The organism is Acinetobacter sp. 22323, from assembly GCF_052044895.1.
In the GTDB taxonomy this organism is placed as follows: domain Bacteria; phylum Pseudomonadota; class Gammaproteobacteria; order Pseudomonadales; family Moraxellaceae; genus Acinetobacter; species Acinetobacter schindleri.
Window position 1 is genome coordinate 28,361 of sequence record NZ_JBQEOL010000009.1, and the last position, 17,665, is coordinate 46,025.

The 17,665-nt window shown below is 43.0% G+C and carries 14 protein-coding genes; 11 read left to right on the forward strand and 3 right to left on the reverse strand.

Going from position 1 to position 17,665, the window contains the following annotated elements; all coding sequences use genetic code 11:
• The first annotated feature begins 69 nt into the window (after nucleotides 1-69).
• The 4 genes from ACTJIX_RS07525 to ACTJIX_RS07540 all read left to right on the forward strand — a co-directional run bounded on the left by ACTJIX_RS07525 (nucleotide 70) and on the right by ACTJIX_RS07540 (nucleotide 4,120).
• The gene (locus ACTJIX_RS07525; protein WP_004893993.1) at nucleotides 70-1,506 is read left to right on the forward strand and encodes a hypothetical protein; all 1,437 of its coding nucleotides are present in this window, start codon (nucleotides 70-72) and stop codon (nucleotides 1,504-1,506) included.
• Nucleotides 1,500-1,658, forward strand: coding sequence for a hypothetical protein (locus tag ACTJIX_RS07530; protein ID WP_004893995.1), 159 nt, complete (start codon nucleotides 1,500-1,502; stop codon nucleotides 1,656-1,658). The genes ACTJIX_RS07525 and ACTJIX_RS07530 overlap by 7 nt, the downstream gene beginning before the upstream one ends.
• Before the next feature lie 444 nt (nucleotides 1,659-2,102).
• The gene (locus ACTJIX_RS07535) at nucleotides 2,103-3,560 is read left to right on the forward strand and encodes a glyceraldehyde-3-phosphate dehydrogenase (RefSeq protein WP_004893999.1); all 1,458 of its coding nucleotides are present in this window, start codon (nucleotides 2,103-2,105) and stop codon (nucleotides 3,558-3,560) included.
• A gap of 185 nt (nucleotides 3,561-3,745) precedes the next feature.
• Entirely contained in the window at nucleotides 3,746-4,120 is a 375-nt protein-coding gene (locus ACTJIX_RS07540) for a winged helix-turn-helix transcriptional regulator (RefSeq protein ID WP_004810515.1), read from the forward strand.
• Nucleotides 4,121-4,620: 500 nt separating this feature from the next.
• On the opposite strand, the gene ACTJIX_RS07545 is transcribed toward ACTJIX_RS07540, so the two are convergent.
• Nucleotides 4,621-5,823, reverse strand: a complete 1,203-nt coding sequence (locus tag ACTJIX_RS07545; RefSeq protein ID WP_004894007.1) for an MFS transporter — start codon at nucleotides 5,821-5,823, stop codon at nucleotides 4,621-4,623.
• 273 nt (nucleotides 5,824-6,096) lie between these two features.
• Here ACTJIX_RS07545 and cgtA point away from each other — a divergent pair, with 273 nt between their 5' ends.
• On the forward strand, nucleotides 6,097-7,302 hold the full coding sequence (gene cgtA, locus ACTJIX_RS07550) for an Obg family GTPase CgtA (RefSeq protein WP_312080436.1): 1,206 nt from the start codon (nucleotides 6,097-6,099) through the stop codon (nucleotides 7,300-7,302).
• A 27-nt stretch (nucleotides 7,303-7,329) separates the two neighbouring features.
• A complete protein-coding gene (gene proB / locus ACTJIX_RS07555) occupies nucleotides 7,330-8,463 on the forward strand; it encodes a glutamate 5-kinase (RefSeq protein WP_004894012.1) in 1,134 nt (377 codons plus the stop codon).
• Nucleotides 8,464-8,525: 62 nt separating this feature from the next.
• Here proB and ACTJIX_RS07560 read toward each other — a convergent pair whose 3' ends face one another.
• Together ACTJIX_RS07560 and ACTJIX_RS07565 are read right to left on the reverse strand one after the other, a co-directional pair.
• Nucleotides 8,526-9,122 carry a phosphatase PAP2 family protein gene (locus ACTJIX_RS07560; protein WP_440611324.1) on the reverse strand — a complete coding sequence of 199 codons (597 nt, stop codon included), beginning with the start codon at nucleotides 9,120-9,122 and terminating at the stop codon, nucleotides 8,526-8,528.
• A gap of 164 nt (nucleotides 9,123-9,286) precedes the next feature.
• A complete protein-coding gene (locus tag ACTJIX_RS07565) occupies nucleotides 9,287-9,991 on the reverse strand; it encodes an SIMPL domain-containing protein (RefSeq protein ID WP_004810506.1) in 705 nt (234 codons plus the stop codon).
• A 475-nt stretch (nucleotides 9,992-10,466) separates the two neighbouring features.
• Here ACTJIX_RS07565 and ACTJIX_RS07570 point away from each other — a divergent pair, with 475 nt between their 5' ends.
• The 5 genes from ACTJIX_RS07570 (at nucleotide 10,467) to pstA (ending at nucleotide 17,657) form a co-directional block, all read left to right on the forward strand.
• Nucleotides 10,467-11,840 (forward strand): diaminobutyrate--2-oxoglutarate transaminase, encoded by a 1,374-nt coding sequence (locus ACTJIX_RS07570; RefSeq protein WP_004894020.1) that lies wholly within the window; start codon nucleotides 10,467-10,469, stop codon nucleotides 11,838-11,840.
• 3 nt (nucleotides 11,841-11,843) lie between these two features.
• Complete coding sequence (locus ACTJIX_RS07575; protein ID WP_004894021.1) at nucleotides 11,844-13,376, forward strand: pyridoxal phosphate-dependent decarboxylase family protein; 1,533 nt, start codon at nucleotides 11,844-11,846, stop codon at nucleotides 13,374-13,376.
• Nucleotides 13,377-13,758: 382 nt separating this feature from the next.
• Nucleotides 13,759-14,787: a substrate-binding domain-containing protein gene (locus ACTJIX_RS07580; RefSeq protein ID WP_005221480.1), complete on the forward strand. Its 1,029-nt coding sequence runs from the start codon at nucleotides 13,759-13,761 to the stop codon at nucleotides 14,785-14,787.
• Nucleotides 14,788-14,886: 99 nt separating this feature from the next.
• Nucleotides 14,887-16,266, forward strand: a complete 1,380-nt coding sequence (gene pstC / locus ACTJIX_RS07585; protein WP_005221482.1) for a phosphate ABC transporter permease subunit PstC — start codon at nucleotides 14,887-14,889, stop codon at nucleotides 16,264-16,266.
• A complete protein-coding gene (gene pstA / locus ACTJIX_RS07590) occupies nucleotides 16,266-17,657 on the forward strand; it encodes a phosphate ABC transporter permease PstA (RefSeq protein ID WP_005221485.1) in 1,392 nt (463 codons plus the stop codon). The genes pstC and pstA overlap by 1 nt, the downstream gene beginning before the upstream one ends.
• Nucleotides 17,658-17,665 lie beyond the last annotated feature (8 nt).

A 17,665-nucleotide genomic window follows, 5' to 3' on the forward strand; every position in this document is an offset into this window, starting at 1 on the left:
AAGTGTGATATTCGTCAGATAATTTTGACGTAAATGTTATCTAATTCATGTACCATTTTGTTTAAAAGAATGTTCGTTATATTTAAAGGGGATAGACATGTCACAGATTGCGATTCCATATCAGTTACGTGCACGTTTATCCCAACGGAGCCGAGCCTCGATTTAGAATGGGAGCGGGAGCTTAAAGCTGTTCTGGCAGATATCTCGCCTGAGCTCAAGGAAAGTATCGATTTTCAGATTTTAAAGCCAAAAAGAATTCTCTGGGATCAGGAAACCAATCGATACCGTTATCAGGCTTATCATTCGGTAGAAGCTTTAAGCCAAAAATTTCTGAATGACCGGATGCGTTATTATGCCAGCACGTTCGGTCTCTCTTTGAAAAGCCTGCTCGGGTTAAATGACAGCTTGCAAGTTGCCGACTACCTGGAAAACGTGCTCGAGCAGATTGATAAAATCGAAGTCAATGAAAACTTCCAGATGCAGCGTGAAAAGCTGGAACTACGTCGTACTTTCTTGTCGAATGCTGCTGAAATTATTCGTGGTCTTCAATTACAGCCGGTCGAGGGCGTACGTAAGCTCACTGAACAGCAGGTTAAATGCTTCATTATTGAAGTGTTTATCAAGCAACAGTTGTTGGGCTACTGGTATAAACCTTTATTAAAAAAACAGACTGCGGAAATGCAACATCCGCTATTCCGTTATTTTCTGATTAAAGAACAGCAAATCCGTCATTTTGATATTGTCCGCACTTCACAGTTTTTATTTATCGTTGCGCCTGTGATGGATGTACAACAAAACCCGTATTCTATTCGTCGCTTCCTCATAGAAGAAAAAGGTGCATTAGAAGGTCAAGTCTATCTGAATATTCTGGTTCTGGATCTGAAAGAGGATATGAATGAAGAGGTAGTGGAGACCCTGAAATCCCAGCTGCAGCGAATGGTAACCTTGCAAAGCCAGATCCATTTGGACGTCAGGGACATTGTGCATAATCTGGAGCAGGTCTCTGAACTAAAGTTATTGCCTCTGCTGGTCGAACCGGTTCAGGTGGTTGAAAAGAATGCCGATGTTGTGGCGCAACGCCATTTGAAGCAGTTGGAGGAAATTCTGACGCGGGAATTGCTGCTGCCAATGCGGGATGCGATTCGTGATCATTTATCGCATATTGAAGAGTTTGCTTATCTCTATTTGCATGTACATAAAATCTTTACTGAAATTTTAGCCTATTACTGGGACTTCAAAGCTCAGCCAGGATTTATGTTTAATTCCTATATCCAGAATTTCGAATATAAGTTATTGGCATTTATCCGTTTGCTGGAAAAGCGTAAGGGTGAAACCTTTATTCCGATGAACCGGAATGAATGGCAGGTAATGCATCAGCGTTCCCAGCAGCCGATTAAAGATATTCAAACCACAATTGCCGATAATGTGCAGCAATATCGGGATCTGAAAAAATATATCAATACGTTGAACCGTCAGAAAGCCGAATATGAAAAAAATCCATGCTGAAAAAGCTTTGGCGTAAAGATAATTCAGATGAGGCAATAGAAATAGCACTGAATAAATTGCAGCAGTTAAAACGTAGTATGTTCCTGGAAATTATTCAGGTGCCAAGAACCCATGAAAACAGCAGTGTATTTCTAGAATTTGAAAGTTTGTAAAGTTTCCAGAAAGTTGAGCGTCACTATGCCTTTCCTTGTGGGGATAATGGTCTCACCCGTTTACCTGTACTGATTCATTTGCCAGAAACTTATGATGATTTTGATGTAGAAAACTTTAATGCTTCTATGAGTCTGGATATGAATTTTTCAGCAGGCAGCAGGCTGCAACTGGATCATGAAAATGCAGTCAACTTCGAGATTTAGATTTGTGTGAATAAACAACATTTAACAAAAATCTGGTTTAGAGCTTGAAAAATGTTATTTTTCGATTTTTAAATGCAAAATCATCTGACTAATTACAACTATTTTTAAAATTTATAGTGAATATAGGCCTTTTTCCTCAGGACTTTGGCAGCTTTTGATTCAAACTTGCTGCCAATTCCATTACAATTATGGGGTTTTGAAATTTATGCTTAGATTTACAATTAATTAGAGGACGTATCTGTGAGCAAAGACACTATCGTTGCCCTCCATGCAGAGCACCAAGGTCGCTGGAAAAACCGTGAAGAACTCGCGGAGCGTATGATTGCCCTAGTAGGTCAGTTATATCGTGAAAAAAATATCGTAGCTACAGTTTACGGTCGCTCTTTAATTAACCGTTCTGTAATCCAGATCCTTAAAGCGCATCGTCGTACTCGCGTATTGGACGTTGAGCTTTCTGTTGTAGACACTTTCCCAATCCTTGAAGCATTGGCGAACATTGACAACATCGGTACTGCTGAAATTGATCTAGGCAAACTTGCTGTTGAATTCAAAGCAAAAGGTGGTGATGTTAACGCATTCGTTGCTGACGCTGTGAAATCTCTTGAAGGCAATGCAACTTCAGTTGAAGGTAAGGACGTTGTACTTTACGGTTTTGGTCGTATCGGCCGTATTCTTGCACGTTTGATGATCAGCCAGTCAGGTCTAGGCCGTGGCTTGAACCTGAAAGCAATCGTGGTTCGTAAATCATCTGACGGTGACCTGGAAAAACGTGCATCATTATTACGTCGTGACTCCATCCATGGTCCATTCGCTGGCACGATCTCTGTAGATGAAGAAAACGAAGCAATTATTGCAAACGGTCAGTTCATCAAAGTGATCTATGCATCTAATCCATCTGAAGTGGATTACACTGCATACGGTATCGAAAATGCACTAGTAATCGACAACACGGGTAAATGGCGTGATGCTGAAGGTCTTGCTCAACACCTGAAATGCCCGGGCGCTGCGCGTGTCATTCTGACTGCACCTGGTAAAGGTGACATGAAGAACGTGGTTTATGGCGTAAACCAAGCTGACATCCTTGATGAAGACAAAATCATCTCTGCAGCAAGCTGTACAACGAACGCGATCACTCCAACACTGAAAGTGTTAAACGACAAGTACACAGTGATCAATGGTCATGTTGAAACAGTTCACTCGTTCACGAACGACCAGAACCTGATCGACAATTACCACAAAGCTGATCGTCGTGGCCGTGCTGCTACACTGAACATGGTAATTACTGAAACTGGTGCTGCTAAGGCCGTTGCAAAAGCGCTTCCAGTACTTCAAGGTAAACTGACAGGTAACTCTGTACGTGTACCTACACCAAACGTATCTCTTGCGATTCTTAACCTGACTTTGGGTCAAGAAGTTGATCGTGATGAAGTGAATGAATATATTCGCCAAATCTCTATCAATTCTAACCTTCAAGGTCAAATTGGTTATACCAACTCGACTGAAGTGGTATCTTCTGACTTTATCGGTTCACGTACTGCAGGTGTATTCGACGCGCAAGCGACTATCACTTCAGGCAACCGCTTAACTGCTTATGTTTGGTACGATAACGAAGTAGGTTATAGCTGCCAGGTATTACGTATTGCTGAACAAATGGGCGGCGTAAGCTATCCAAAAGTTCCTGCTGAAACTAATGCATAATTAGTATTGAGCTGAAAAAAGGGCCTCATTTGAGGCTCTTTTTTATTGCATATTTTTTAGGTTTAATTTTTGGATTGAAATGGAATATTAATTTGAATATTACCTTGCTGATGAATTCTTGATCTGATAACTTTCTAAATGAAAGTACATGCTGAAAAGTAAGTTTATAAATTAAGAGAAATATTATGTCAGCTTATGAAACCAGTAAATTGCTGGGTCAGGTTTTATCAACGGAATGTCCTTCACGTGAAATACTGGAACACTTAGCCAATAAATGGTCGATTCTGGTGTTACGTTGCTTAAGTGATGGCGTACATCGTTTCAGTGAGCTGAAACAGCGCATTGAAGGGGTGAGTGAAAAGATGCTGGCCCAGACTTTAAAAATGCTGGAGCAGGACGGGTTCATTTTAAGAACAGTCTATCCTGTTGTACCACCAAAAGTGGAATATCAGTTGACCATTACCGGTTCACAGGCCGCAGAAAAAATAAATTATCTGATTGGCTGGTTAGAGCGTAGTCTGCCGGAGATTTTAGAAAATAAAGAACGTGTTGCAAAATAGAAGCTAAATTGCTTTTGGGGAAGCAATAAATGAAAAAGTTATAAAATTTGGTTGCTACTTTAATTGGCGATCTATGGGATTTTATGTGCGATCAGTATTGCTCTTTATGAGCTGATACAAATTTTTGTAGAAGATAAGTCTACCGCAACAAATCTTTTGATTTGGTCGGCGACAATGTTTGCACCTATAGAGGTGTTTGTAATTTATACAAGTTGAAAAAACAAAAAAGTACAGAGCTTATATTTCAACAATATAAGTATATTGATGCAATTAATTAAGGTGGAGAATAAATATAATATATTGAAAAATATAGTTTTAGTTGGTGATAATAATTATGATCATTTAAAAAAGACAACTCATCTATTCGACGATGATTGTATTTTTCTAAAAAAGAGTGTTTGGTTTTAAAAGAGCTGATAAGTGACGAAAGCGGTAAAAAGGAATTAAAAAAAATTAATAAATTTCCCTCTCCTTAAAGGAGAGGGTTAAGGAGAGGTCAATTAAGATGAAATTTTTGTCTCAAACATCTTCCTAAAATCCCACCGATCAATCAGCAAAATCCCAATCGAGAAAACAAGGCTAATTACCACACAACCAACCCATTCAAAGTGCTCCCAGGCATACACTGCACCTAACGAGCCTAAAGCTGCACCACTGAAGTAAATCGTCATATACACCGCATTAATACGAGAACGTGATTTCAGATCAATCCGATATACCAAATTCTGATTGAGCACGTGAAATGCCGTCAAACCAAAATATGCCATCAATACACCAACTGCATACACCAAGATATTTTGCTGAGCAAAATATAACGGAATACAAGAAAGCAGCATCAGGCTAATACAAAGCATAGCGACCAGATTTTCCCTACCTGCACCGACAGTTCGACCTGACCAGCTCGATGAGTAAATCCCAATAACACCGAGTAAGCCGAACAATCCAATTTCAAAGTCAGTAAAGTAATATGGGGCATTGCCTAAGACGAAAGTCATAGAAGTAAAGATCATGGATAAAATGCCAAAAGCCAAGGCACCGGCACAAGCTCGACGAATCAGATGTGGATTCTGTTTAGCGATAATGAATAGAGAGCGGTAAATGTCGCCAATGGTTAAACCTGCTTGCGGTTGAGTATTGGGTAGTTTTTTCCACATTAAGATTGCAAACAGCAGGGTAATAATGCCACTTGATAGATACACACCTTCCCAAGACCAGTAAGTCGAAACAAATCCGGCAAAAGTACGTGACAGGATAATTCCCATCACCAAGCCACTCATCAGTTTGCCGACAATGGCGGCACTGGATTCAGGTGGACTAATCGTAGAAGCAAAAGGAATTAAAACCTGAGCCGAGATTGCGCCAAATGTCGCACATAAGGTAAATACATAAAGCGTTGATAAAGTCGTGCTGAATGAAAGCAGAATCTGCGAAATGGCTGCAAAGACCATCAGACTGAGAATCAGCTTGCGTTTATTCAGGAAATCTCCCAATGGTACTAACAGCATTAAGCCCAGTACGTATCCAATCTGGGCGATCACTACCGTTAAGCCAGCCTGACTGGTTGTAATTCCTAAACTTTCCTCGATTGAATAGATCAAGGGCTGATTAAAATAAGCCGATCCGGCACAGAGACCACATGCCATTGCCATAAGTAATACAAATTGTGATGACAATGGGCTGACAGAATTCTTTTCTGTGGTCATAGCTATACCATGGGCTTTTTTTCGACGTTGAGCACTATAGGCAGCTCGATGCCAAATCAGAAATAATAAAAAACGATCAATTAAGCTTTAAAAACTATATTTTGAATTTTTATAGGTCTGAATATTTTTCAGACTGTTTTGTATTTTGAGACAAGCTGAATGAAATTACCCTTGAAATGAGCGATCTTCATGGAATAGTGCATAAATGTAGTCGAGAAATGCTTTAAAATATGGCAGAATAGGCGGTTTTAAAGTTTTTAGAGGATTGGCAATATGCGCTTTGTTGATGAAGCAGTCATTACCGTAGAGGCTGGCGACGGTGGCAATGGCGTAGCCAGTTTTCGCCGTGAAAAGTTCGTACCATTTGGTGGTCCAGATGGTGGTGATGGTGGTCGTGGCGGCAGCATTTATGTTCAGGCTGACGACGACACGAGTACCCTTGTAGATTATCGTTATACCCGTAGATTTCGCGCTGAACGTGGTAAAAACGGTGCTGGCGCAAACTGTGCTGGTCGTGGTGGCGAATCAGTTATTTTAAAAGTTCCTGTAGGAACAACTATTGTAGATAGTGAATCTGGCGACATTATTGGTGACCTGATCGAAGATGGTCAAAAGGTATTGGTTGCTCAAGGTGGTGATGGCGGTTTGGGTAATACCCACTTCAAATCGTCGACTAACCGTTCTCCACGTAAGTGTACCCATGGTGTTAAAGGTGAATTCCGTGAAATCCGTCTGGAGCTAAAAGTGCTTGCAGATGTTGGTTTACTGGGTATGCCTAATGCAGGTAAATCAACCTTTATCCGTGCAGTATCTGCTGCAAAACCGAAAGTGGCAGATTATCCATTTACCACAATGATGCCAAATCTGGGCGTTGTGGATGCGGATCGTTACCGTTCATTTGTGATGGCTGATATTCCAGGTCTGATCGAAGGTGCTGCTGAAGGTGCGGGTCTGGGTATTCGCTTCCTGAAACACCTGGCACGTACACGTATTTTGCTACACATTGTCGATGTACAACCGATTGATGGTTCAGATCCTGCTTACAATGCCAAAGCAATTATCGCAGAGCTCGAGAAATTCTCGCCAACGCTTTCTAAATTGCCTGTGGTATTGGTTCTGAATAAGGTTGACCAGTTAGCAGAAGAAACACGTGACGAATGGTGTAACCATATTCTTGAAGAATTACAGTGGGAAGGCCCTGTCTTTAAAACTTCTGGCTTAACGGCAGAAGGGACGAAAGACGTTGTGTACTACCTGATGGATCAAATCGAACAGCAACGCGAACGTGAAGTTGAAGATCCAGAATATGCAGCAAAAATGAAAGCATTCCGTGATCAGCTGGAAGCTGAAACACGTGAACAAACGATTGCTGCGAAAGAAGCTTATCGTGAAATGCGTCGCGCTCAACGTCTGGGTGGCGATGACTTTGATGATGAAGATGATGACGACAGCGACGTAGAAGTATATTACGTACGTTAATCTTTTAAAGATAAGTCTGAGGACAAGATGATAGAAGTGGTAGATGGGCAACGTCAGCTCAAGGGTTGTAAACGAATCGTTGTTAAAATCGGATCATCTTTACTCACAGCAAACGGGCAAGGTTTAGATTTAGATGCTATCTCGCACTGGGCGGGACAAATCGCAGATCTACACAATGCAGGACACGAGATTATTCTGGTGTCATCAGGTGCTGTGGCTGAAGGTATGGTTCGAATGAAACTAGAGAATCGACCCACCGATCTACCCAGTCTTCAGGCTTGCGCTGCTATTGGTCAGATGGGGCTCATTCATACCTGGTCAAGCGTACTGGATAAACACCAGATCCAGACTGCTCAGGTACTGTTAACCCATGATGACCTGGCAGATCGTCGCCGCTATCTCAATTCATGTGATGCCTTGCAGCACCTGATTGAATGGCGTGTGATTCCGGTGATTAATGAAAATGACACTGTTTCTACCGATGAAATCCGCTTTGGTGATAATGATACCTTGGCTGCCATGGTAGCAGGTCAGGTGCATGCGGATCTGCTGATTATCCTGACCGATCAGGAAGGCATGTTTGATTCGGACCCACGTTCTAATCCGAATGCCAAACTGTTCCATACCGTACGTGCGATGGATGAGAGTCTGTTTGATATGGCTGGCGGTGGTGGCAAATTTGGTCGTGGCGGCATGCTGACCAAAGTCCGCGCTGCACGTCTGGCTGCGAAGTCGGGTTGTCCAACGCTGATTGCCAGTGGTGACAGTGACTGCGTTTTATCGCGTCTTATGACGGGTGAAATGTTGGGCACTTTATTCATCACTGATGATGATCGTGTTACTGCACATCAGCAATGGCTGGCAGCGCATTTGCAAACGGCAGGTCGTCTGGTGATTGATGATGGTGCTGTTAAGGCCATTAAAGAAAATCACCGCAGTCTGTTACCGGTAGGCGTTAAAGCAGTTGAAGGTCATTTCGAGCGTGGTGATGTGGTGGAATGTGTCGATACACAAGGTCACCGTATTGCGGTCGGACGTGTGAACTTTAGTTCACGTTCAGCTGAGATCGTCAAAGGTCTAGCATCAGACAAAGTGCATCAGGTACTCGGTGAAGCACGTTCACTGGAAATGATTCACCGCAATCATATGTCGATCTATTAAGTTAAAGAAATGTAAAAAAATCCCGCTTTCGAGCGGGATTTTTTATGGCATTTTCATTAGATTTATTTAATCCAACCCATCCTGATTAAAGGTGCAAACAGGAACTGATAAATACTCAGGATAAAATCCATCAGTTTTTCCTGATATTTCCACCAGAGTGATAAGCCAGCCAGATTTACAACAAGTGCAATTAGGAAAGCTCCCGCCATATCGATTGGAAAATGTACACCGACATAGATCCGCGACCAAGCTACCAGCCAGGCAGTCCAGAGTAGAAGTCGTCCCAACTCACGTTGTGGTGAAAAATAATAGGCTAGGGCAATCCCGCTAAAAATACTCATATGATTGCTGGGAAAAGAACCTGTAGGCGCATGTTCAATCAGAGTACGTCCGACTTCCATAATAAAAGGACGAGGTGTATTTAACGCAGCAGATAAAACTTCACTCATGGATAAAGTAATGGCAGTGAAAATAAAGGCTTTAATAATTCCGGTTTTCACTTCACGATTGCCACGTAGCCAAGCTATGGCAAAGATCAGCAGGAATAAATACACCAAATCATGTGCAATTAGACAGGCATAGTTGATCATCCATATTGAAGCGTGATCAGGTGCATTAAAAAGATGAAACAGATATAAGTTGGGTTGATCAAGGGACATAAGGTAAGAGGATTGATACAAATGTCGGTTACTCTAAACCTATCAAAGTGGTATTTATACCGAAGTATGTATGAATTTGTAGCGTTGATTTTTTAAAGTAACCTCAGGTGATAAAAAACCACCCAAAAGGGTGGTTTTTAAAATCAGAATACTTTTACTAACACTTACTTAAACTGAATCGAACCATTGGCACTCACAGTCATTTTAGACTCACCCGCTGCCATTTCCTGATCTGGAATAGCTGCTTCTGCATAAGCCGCTTTGGCCATTGCCATACGTGGAACCGGTGGGTAGCCTGAATTATTGGTGTTAATATTCATATTTACCAGTTGATATCCAGCTTTGTTCCAAGCCTGAGCCAGGCTTTGTGCACGTTGCTGGAAGTTTTTGGATGCTTCCAGCATCAGCTCATTTTCAACTTTCTTACGTTTTGCTTCAGATACTGTAAAGTTAATTGATTCAGTCTGGAAGTTTTGCTGCAATTCGGCAATTAGCTGTGAAGCCGCTTTGAAGTCAGTCGATTCAATACGTACCTGAGCACGAGCTCTCCACTCTCTGAGTTTACGGTTGTCATTGTCATAGACTGGATAAGTGTGTTGTGAACCGGTTTCAATTTTCACACTCGGATATTTCTTTGCGGCATTGATGGCCTGGTTCATGAGTTGATTAATTTGCGCTGCAAGCTCAGCAGGCTGTTTATTGGATTTTTCTACATATAAATTGGCATGCATCAGGTCATTGGAAATATCGCGGCTGGCCTCTGCTGAAATATTAATAATATTATAATTCAGTGGCTCATTTTGGTCTGCAAATGCAGTACTCGCCAAGGTGCCTGCAAGTATAAGGCTGGACAATGCTAGGAGGCGCATATTTTCTTCCTGTTTTTCTTAAAATTAGCCATCTTGGCTGATCCTCAGATATTAAATCTCAATTGTGCTCTTTTTGCGAAATATTTGTGGTAAGAGTGTTAAGTTTTCGATTATTTTTTCTCGAGTTTTAAGTTTTAATTATTTTAAAAATTATATATTTATTAATGTATTATTAAAATCAATGCGAACTTTTCTGAAAGGCTACAAAAAAGTATAAAAGAAGCTGCTTTTCTTTCCTTTGTCACACGTTAAGATGATAATTTAGAGCTTAGACAGGCATGATATTTTTTTTCGATAAATTTTCAGGTAAATTGAGTTGAAAGTTATTTATTTTCCTGAAAAATTCGGTATCATCCGCCTCCTAAGTTAGTTAACTAAGATTATGGCTAACTAAAATCTTATAAAGCACCGAGTCAAAGGACCAAACGTCACCAGACTTATTTCTTTCAACCCATATCAGAGATGGTAATTCGATATGAGCGTTACTTCTGTAAACCCTGCCACCAATTCCACAAACGAATACTACTTGACTCGCCAAAGTCAGATGGAATCGAATGTGCGTAGTTATCCACGTAAATTACCGTTAGCGATAGCGAAAGCACAAGGTTGCTGGGTTACCGATGTTGAAGGTACTGAGTACCTTGATTGTTTAGCTGGGGCAGGGACATTGGCTTTGGGCCATAATCATCCTGCGGTGATTCAAAGTATCCAGGATACGCTTGCAAGCGGTCTCCCACTGCATACCCTGGATCTAACCACTCCTTTAAAAGATGCTTTCACTGAAGCTCTTCTTTCCTACCTTCCAGGTGGTAAAGAAGAATATTGCTTACAGTTCTGTGGCCCATCTGGTGCAGATGCAACAGAAGCAGCGATTAAACTTGCCAAAACCTTTACCGGTCGTAGTTCAGTGATCAGCTTCTCTGGTGGCTATCACGGTATGACGCATGGTGCATTGGCCATGACAGGTAACCTGTCTGCGAAGAATGCCGTGAATGGTTTAATGCCAGGCGTTCAGTTCATGCCTTATCCGCATGAATACCGTTGCCCATTGGGTCTAGGTGGTGAAGCGGGTGTTGACGCTTTAACTTACTTCTTTGAAAACTTCATTGAAGATGTTGAAAGCGGTGTAACGAAGCCAGCAGCTGTGATTCTTGAAGCGATTCAAGGTGAAGGCGGTGTGGTAACAGCACCAGTAAAATGGTTACAGAAAATCCGTGAAGTGACTGAAAAACACAACATCGTATTGATTCTTGATGAAGTTCAAGCGGGCTTTGCACGTTCAGGCAAAATGTTTGCATTTGAACACGCGGGTATCGAACCTGATGTGGTGGTGATGTCTAAAGCCGTGGGTGGTAGCCTGCCACTTGCAGTGCTTGGTATTAAACGTAAGTTCGACGCATGGCAACCTGCTGGCCATACCGGTACATTCCGTGGTAACCAGCTGGCAATGGGTACAGGTCTTGCAACCATCAATACCATTAAAGAGCAAAATCTGGCGCAAAACGCACAAGAACGTGGTGATTTCCTGCAAGCTGAACTGAAAAAGCTAGCTGCTGAATTCCCATGTATCGGTAACGTGCGTGGCCGTGGCTTAATGATCGGTGTTGAAATTGTAGACGAACGTAAACCTGCCGACCATATGGGTTCTTTACCTGCTGATGGTCAATTGGCTGCAGCGATCCAGACTGCTTGTTTCAACAACAAACTGTTGCTTGAGAAAGGTGGTCGTAACGGTACAGTGATCCGTTTGCTTTGCCCATTGATTATTACTCAGGCAGAGTGTGAAGAAGTTCTGGTTCGCTTCAAGAAAGCGGTTGCTGAAGCTTTAGTCGCAGTTCGAGGCGCGTAATTTATGGTAGATTTTGCAGAACATCGTAAAGCGTTACTCTGCAATGATGCTGCATCTATCGCTGACTATGAGTCAGCGATGGACCAGGCGACCGAAGCGGTTGCAGCATGGTTGCAAAATGACAAAATGTACACGGGTGGCAGCATCAAGGAATTGCGTAGCGCAATTGCTTTCAACCCTTCTAAAGATGGTTTGGGTCTTCAAAAGTCTTTAGAGCGTATGGTTGAGCTATTCCTTAACAAAAGCTTGAAAGTACATCACCCTCATTCTCTAGCGCATTTGCACTGTCCAACCATGGTGGCAAGCCAGGTTGCGGAAGTGCTGATCAATGCGACTAACCAGTCAATGGACTCTTGGGATCAAAGCCCAGCGGGTTCTTTGATGGAAGTGCAGTTAATCGACTGGCTACGTCAAAAGGTTGGTTATGGTTCAGGTCAGGCGGGTGTATTTACTTCAGGTGGTACACAGTCGAACCTGATGGGTGTATTGCTGGCGCGTGATGCCTGCATCGCGAAAAACTGGAAAGACGAAAACGGCAATCCGTGGTCGGTTCAGCGTGATGGTATCCCTGCGGACGCGATGCGTAACGTCAAAGTCATCTGTTCTGAAAATGCGCACTTCTCTGTGCAAAAGAACATGGCGATGATGGGTATGGGCTTCCAGTCAGTAGTTACTGTTCCTGTAAATGAAAATGCACAGATGGATGTTGATGCTCTGGAAAAAACCATGGCGCATCTTCAGTCTGAAGGCAAAATCGTCGCATGTGTGGTAGCAACCGCAGGTACAACCGATGCGGGCGCGATTGATCCATTGAAAGCAATTCGTGAAATCACCAATAAATATGGCGCGTGGATGCATATCGATGCGGCATGGGGTGGCGCACTGATTCTATCCAATGACTATCGTTCTATGCTGGATGGGATTGAGTTATCTGATTCGATCACATTGGATTTCCACAAGCATTATTTCCAAACGATTTCATGTGGTGCGTTCTTGCTGAAAGATGAAGCGAACTATCGTTTCATGCATTATGAAGCGGAGTATTTAAACTCTGCTTATGATGAAGAGCACGGCGTTCCGAACTTGGTATCGAAGTCACTGCAAACCACGCGTCGTTTCGATGCGTTGAAGTTGTGGATGACGGTTGAAGCCTTGGGTGAAGAGCTTTACGGTTCAATGATTGATCATGGCGTGAAATTGACACGTGAAGTGGCAGATTACATCAAGGCAACGGATGGTCTGGAACTTCTGGTTGAGCCGCAGTTTGCATCAGTATTGTTCCGTGTGGTTCCAGCAGGTTATCCAGCTGAGTTTGTGGATGCCCTGAACCAGAACGTGGCAGATGAACTGTTTGCGCGTGGTGAAGCGAACATTGGTGTAACTAAAGTCGGTCAGGTTCAATCTCTGAAAATGACGACTTTAAGTCCGGTGGCAACACTTGAAAACGTGAAGAACCTGCTGGCACTGGTGCTTGCAGAAGCGGATCGAATCAAGGATTCCATCGCTGACGGTACTTATACACCACCAATTGCATAAGTGATTGTGGTGTGAAAAAGGAGGCCTGTTGGTCTCCTTTTTTTATATTTCAACAAAGATTATTTGTTTCTAGATCAAATTTAAATAGTGGTTATTCATGCATCAAAATTGTGGTAAAAAAAGAAATTCTTTGTAAGAAACACAAAATTTTTTACATATTTTCTTGCTATAAAAATGTCGAAAAAATTCTTAAATAATTTATAATACATTGAAAATAATAAATATTTTTAATTTATTTGGTGCTGTAAGACTTATCATAAAATCTTCATAAATCTGTAACCCGCCTGTCATATTTAAAAATCAAAATACTTGTATCGAAACAAGTACAACACGACAAAAAAAGTGGCGTACTCCAAATTTAAATGATTGTGAGAGATACAGAATGCGCTTTACAAAAATTGCACTTGCACTTGCAGTGATGGGGCTAGGCATGACTGCTGCGAATGCAGCACGCGACACAATTCAAATCGCAGGTTCTTCAACGGTACTTCCATATGCAAGTATTGTAGCTGAAGAATTTGGCAATACTTTCCCGCAGTTTAAAACTCCAGTTGTCGGCTCAGGCGGTTCGTCAGGTGGTTTAAAGCAGTTCTGTAATGGTGTTGGTGATAATACCATCGATATCGCAAACGCATCTCGCCAGATCAAAAGTTCCGAATTGGCAGAATGTAAAAAGAATGGCGTTAACCAGGTACTAGAAATCAAAATCGGTTATGACGGTATTGTCTTTGCATCGAATGCCAAAAAAGCAGCTTATAAACTTCGTCCACAACATGTTTTTGCAGCCTTGGCAGCACAGTTACCAGCCAATGGCAAAATGGTAGCTAACCCGTATACACGCTGGAACCAGATTGACAAGTCACTTCCTAATGAGCCGATCACACTGGTAATTCCTGCTTCGAATCATGGAACACGCGAAGTCTTCCAGGAGAAGATGGTGGATGCAGGTTGTGAAACATATGCTGCAATTAAGTCTTTAGATAAAGATGCCAAAAAGAAAGCCTGTACCACTTTCCGTAAAGATGGTCGTGTTATTGAAATTTCAGGTGACTACACCGAAACACTGGCACGTCTGAAAACCTCTCCAAGTGCAGTTGGTGTATTTGGTCTAGGTTTCTATGACCAGAACCGTGACAAGCTGCGTGTTGCAACAGTTAACAACGTTGCACCATCTGAGCAGACCATCCTGAATGGTTCTTATCCGGTATCTCGCCCATTGTTCTTCTATGTGAAAGGCGAACACCTGAAACCAATCAAAGGTTTGCCACAGTTCACTGAATACTTCCTGAGCAAGAAAGTATCTGGTAAAGGATCGAAACTGGAAAAAGCAGGTTTGATTTCAATGTCTGATAAGGAACGTGTAGCAGTACTTGCTAACTTTAAGGCAGCTAAAGTAGTTGTAGTGAAGTAAGCAAATATTGAAATAGCTGGTGGCTGGAAACGGTCACCGGCTTTTAGTCATAGATAGGTTTTTTAAAAATATGAAGATTGAAAAAACAGTGGAGCATACATGAATCTGCTACTCCTGGGTGTGTTACTGGCGATTATCGCCGTTGCCTATCAGATCGGATTAAGTCGAAGCCAGAAATTGGCAGGCCAAGGCAAAAACACAGCAATGCTGAATTCGCGTCCTGGCTATTATGGCGCCATGGTGGCTTTATGGTGTGGTATTCCTGCATTTTTAATCTTCATGATTTGGAATCTGGTTGAACCTGTGCTCTTGGAACAGCTGGTGCTGAAACACCTGCCACAACAGATGGTCGCAGGCATGGATTCTGCAGCTCTGAGTGTGATCGTGGATCGGGTACAGGCACTGGCTTCCGGTTTTGGCGTTAGTGATATACCACAGGCCTATGAACTGGCTGCAGCAGAGCAGGTGGCACGTATCATGAGCATCAGCAGCTATGCCAAACTGGTGGTGGTGATATCTGTTGCTGTTGCCGGACTGGTTTGGGCCAAAAAACGTATCAGTAATCAGTTGCGTGCACGTCATCAGGTTGAAAAAGTTATCAATATCAGCTTGGCACTCTGTTCTGGTGTTGCCATCCTGACCACACTCGGCATTGTCATGTCGATGTTTGGCGAAGCAATGCGCTTCTTTAGCTTCGTCAGCCCAATTGATTTTTTCTTTGGCACACAATGGAACCCAGGTTTTAGCACTTCAGGCAATGCTGAAGGAAGTTATGGCCTGTTGCCTTTATTGTGGGGCACCTTGATGGTCAGTGGAATCGCCCTGTTGGTAGCAGTTCCATTGGGTCTGATGATTGCGATCTATCTGTCCGAATATGCCTCACCAAAATTCCGTTCATGGGCAAAACCGACTATTGAGGTTCTGGCTGGTATTCCAACCATCGTTTACGGTGTGTTTGCCTTGATGATTCTGGGCCCATTTATTAAAACGCTCGGTGCTATGGTCGGTGTTGATATTAATGCGACCAGTGCCTTAACTGCCGGCTTTGTTATGGGCATCATGATCATTCCATTTGTATCTTCTTTATCAGATGACATTATTACCCAGGTACCACGTGCCTTACGAGACGGTTCACTGGGTCTAGGCGCAACCAAATCTGAAACGATCCGCCAGGTGGTACTACCAGCCGCTTTGCCGGGCATTATCGGTGCCTTCTTGCTAGCAGCATCCCGTGCGATTGGTGAGACCATGATTGTAGTACTGGCAGCAGGTAATAGCCCGCTGTTACATGCTAATCCACTAGAAGCGGTATCAACTGTAACCATTACCATTGTGAACCAGTTAACTGGCGATACTGACTTTGCCAGTCCACAAGCACTGGTTGCGTTTGCATTGGGTCTGACTCTTTTTGTTATTACCTTAGGTTTGAACATTGTCGCACTGTACATCGTGCGTAAATATCGTGAGCAATACGACTAATGAGTACTTCAAATACCACACCTTTAGATCAGCGTATTGATCCATCTGTTAATGCTGAGCTGCGTGAAGAGCGTAAAAAGACCATTCAAAGCTCTCTTGCACGGCGCCATCGCAAAGAAAAAACCTTTCGTATGCTTGGTTTTTCTGCAGTATTGGCGGGTCTGTTCTTTGTCGTATTGCTGTTCGGTAGTATCTTGGCCAAAGGCTTGCCGGCATTCTGGCAAAGCAGTATGAGCCTGCCTATCCATTTCGATCCGGCAATTGTCAATATTGGTCCACAACCCAAACAGACTGCCGGCGAGTCTCCTGCACAGTTTGAACAGCGTATGGTGGATTGGCAGATGCAGGCTGGCATGGTCGACTGGGATGCCCTGATCATTAACGGTATGATTGCCAAAGACAGCAAGCTGGAAAACCAACGTGATGAACTGGGTTATTTATATACCAGTTCAGAAGCCTATCGTCTGCGTGACATGGTGCTGAACAATCCAAGTCTAGTCGGGAAAACCCAGGAAGTTAAAATTTTGGCCGACGCCAATGTTGATGTATGGCTTGCAGGTAATATTGACCGTGACCTGCCAGATGAGCAGCAACAGCTAAGTCCTGAAGTCCGCCAGATTGCTGATGACATGAAAGCTTCAGGCGTGATCGAAAACGGCTTCAATACCAATATCTTTACCAATCCGGACTCTCGTAGTTCGCCTGCAACCTCTGGTTTGGCAGGTGCATTCATGGGCTCGCTGTTCATGATGTTGATCGTGATCTTTATCTCGATTCCAATCGGTGTAGCTTCAGCCATCTATCTGGAAGAGTTTGCACCAAAAAACTGGATCACCGATGTCATTGAAGTCAACATCAATAACTTGGCAGCCGTTCCGTCTATTGTTTTCGGTCTACTTGGTGCAGCGATCTTCATCGGCTGGATGCATTTACCACTTTCAGCGCCATTAGTCGGTGGTCTGGTACTTAGTCTGATGACTTTGCCAACCGTGATTATTACCACACGAGCTTCTCTAAAAGCTGTGCCACCATCAATTCGTCAGGCAGCCTTAGGCTTGGGTGCCTCACGTTTACAGACTGTATTCCATCATATTTTACCACTCGCACTACCAGGTATTTTGACCGGAGCGATTATTGGTGTCGCACAGGCACTTGGCGAAACCGCACCACTGTTATTGATCGGGATGAGCGCCTTTGTTGCTAGCGTACCGGCAACGCCACTAGATCAATCGACTGCTTTGCCTGTACAGATTTTCCTGTGGCAGGGTAATGAATTGCGTAACTTCTTCGAAGGTCGTACTGCTGCCGCCATTATTGTTCTCCTTGTCATGATGATTGGCTTAAACAGCTTAGCCATCTGGTTACGCAAGAAGTTTGAAGTCCGTTGGTAAGGAGAAAA

Bases quoted from the DNA above. Each gene is read 5' to 3' on its own strand.
- ACTJIX_RS07525 (WP_004893993.1), top strand. From the start codon at position 70: ATGTTCGTTATATTTAAAGGGGATAGACATGTCACAGATTGCGATTCC.
- proB (WP_004894012.1), top strand. From the start codon at position 7,330: ATGATAGAAGTGGTAGATGGGCAACGTCAGCTCAAGGGTTGTAAACGA.
- ACTJIX_RS07530 (WP_004893995.1), top strand. From the start codon at position 1,500: ATGCTGAAAAAGCTTTGGCGTAAAGATAATTCAGATGAGGCAATAGAA.
- pstA (WP_005221485.1), top strand. From the start codon at position 16,266: ATGAGTACTTCAAATACCACACCTTTAGATCAGCGTATTGATCCATCT.
- ACTJIX_RS07565 (WP_004810506.1), bottom strand. From the start codon at position 9,991: ATGCGCCTCCTAGCATTGTCCAGCCTTATACTTGCAGGCACCTTGGCG.
- pstC (WP_005221482.1), top strand. From the start codon at position 14,887: ATGAATCTGCTACTCCTGGGTGTGTTACTGGCGATTATCGCCGTTGCC.
- cgtA (WP_312080436.1), top strand. From the start codon at position 6,097: ATGCGCTTTGTTGATGAAGCAGTCATTACCGTAGAGGCTGGCGACGGT.
- ACTJIX_RS07575 (WP_004894021.1), top strand. From the start codon at position 11,844: ATGGTAGATTTTGCAGAACATCGTAAAGCGTTACTCTGCAATGATGCT.
- ACTJIX_RS07560 (WP_440611324.1), bottom strand. From the start codon at position 9,122: ATGTCCCTTGATCAACCCAACTTATATCTGTTTCATCTTTTTAATGCA.
- ACTJIX_RS07580 (WP_005221480.1), top strand. From the start codon at position 13,759: ATGCGCTTTACAAAAATTGCACTTGCACTTGCAGTGATGGGGCTAGGC.
- ACTJIX_RS07540 (WP_004810515.1), top strand. From the start codon at position 3,746: ATGTCAGCTTATGAAACCAGTAAATTGCTGGGTCAGGTTTTATCAACG.
- ACTJIX_RS07570 (WP_004894020.1), top strand. From the start codon at position 10,467: ATGAGCGTTACTTCTGTAAACCCTGCCACCAATTCCACAAACGAATAC.
- ACTJIX_RS07545 (WP_004894007.1), bottom strand. From the start codon at position 5,823: ATGACCACAGAAAAGAATTCTGTCAGCCCATTGTCATCACAATTTGTA.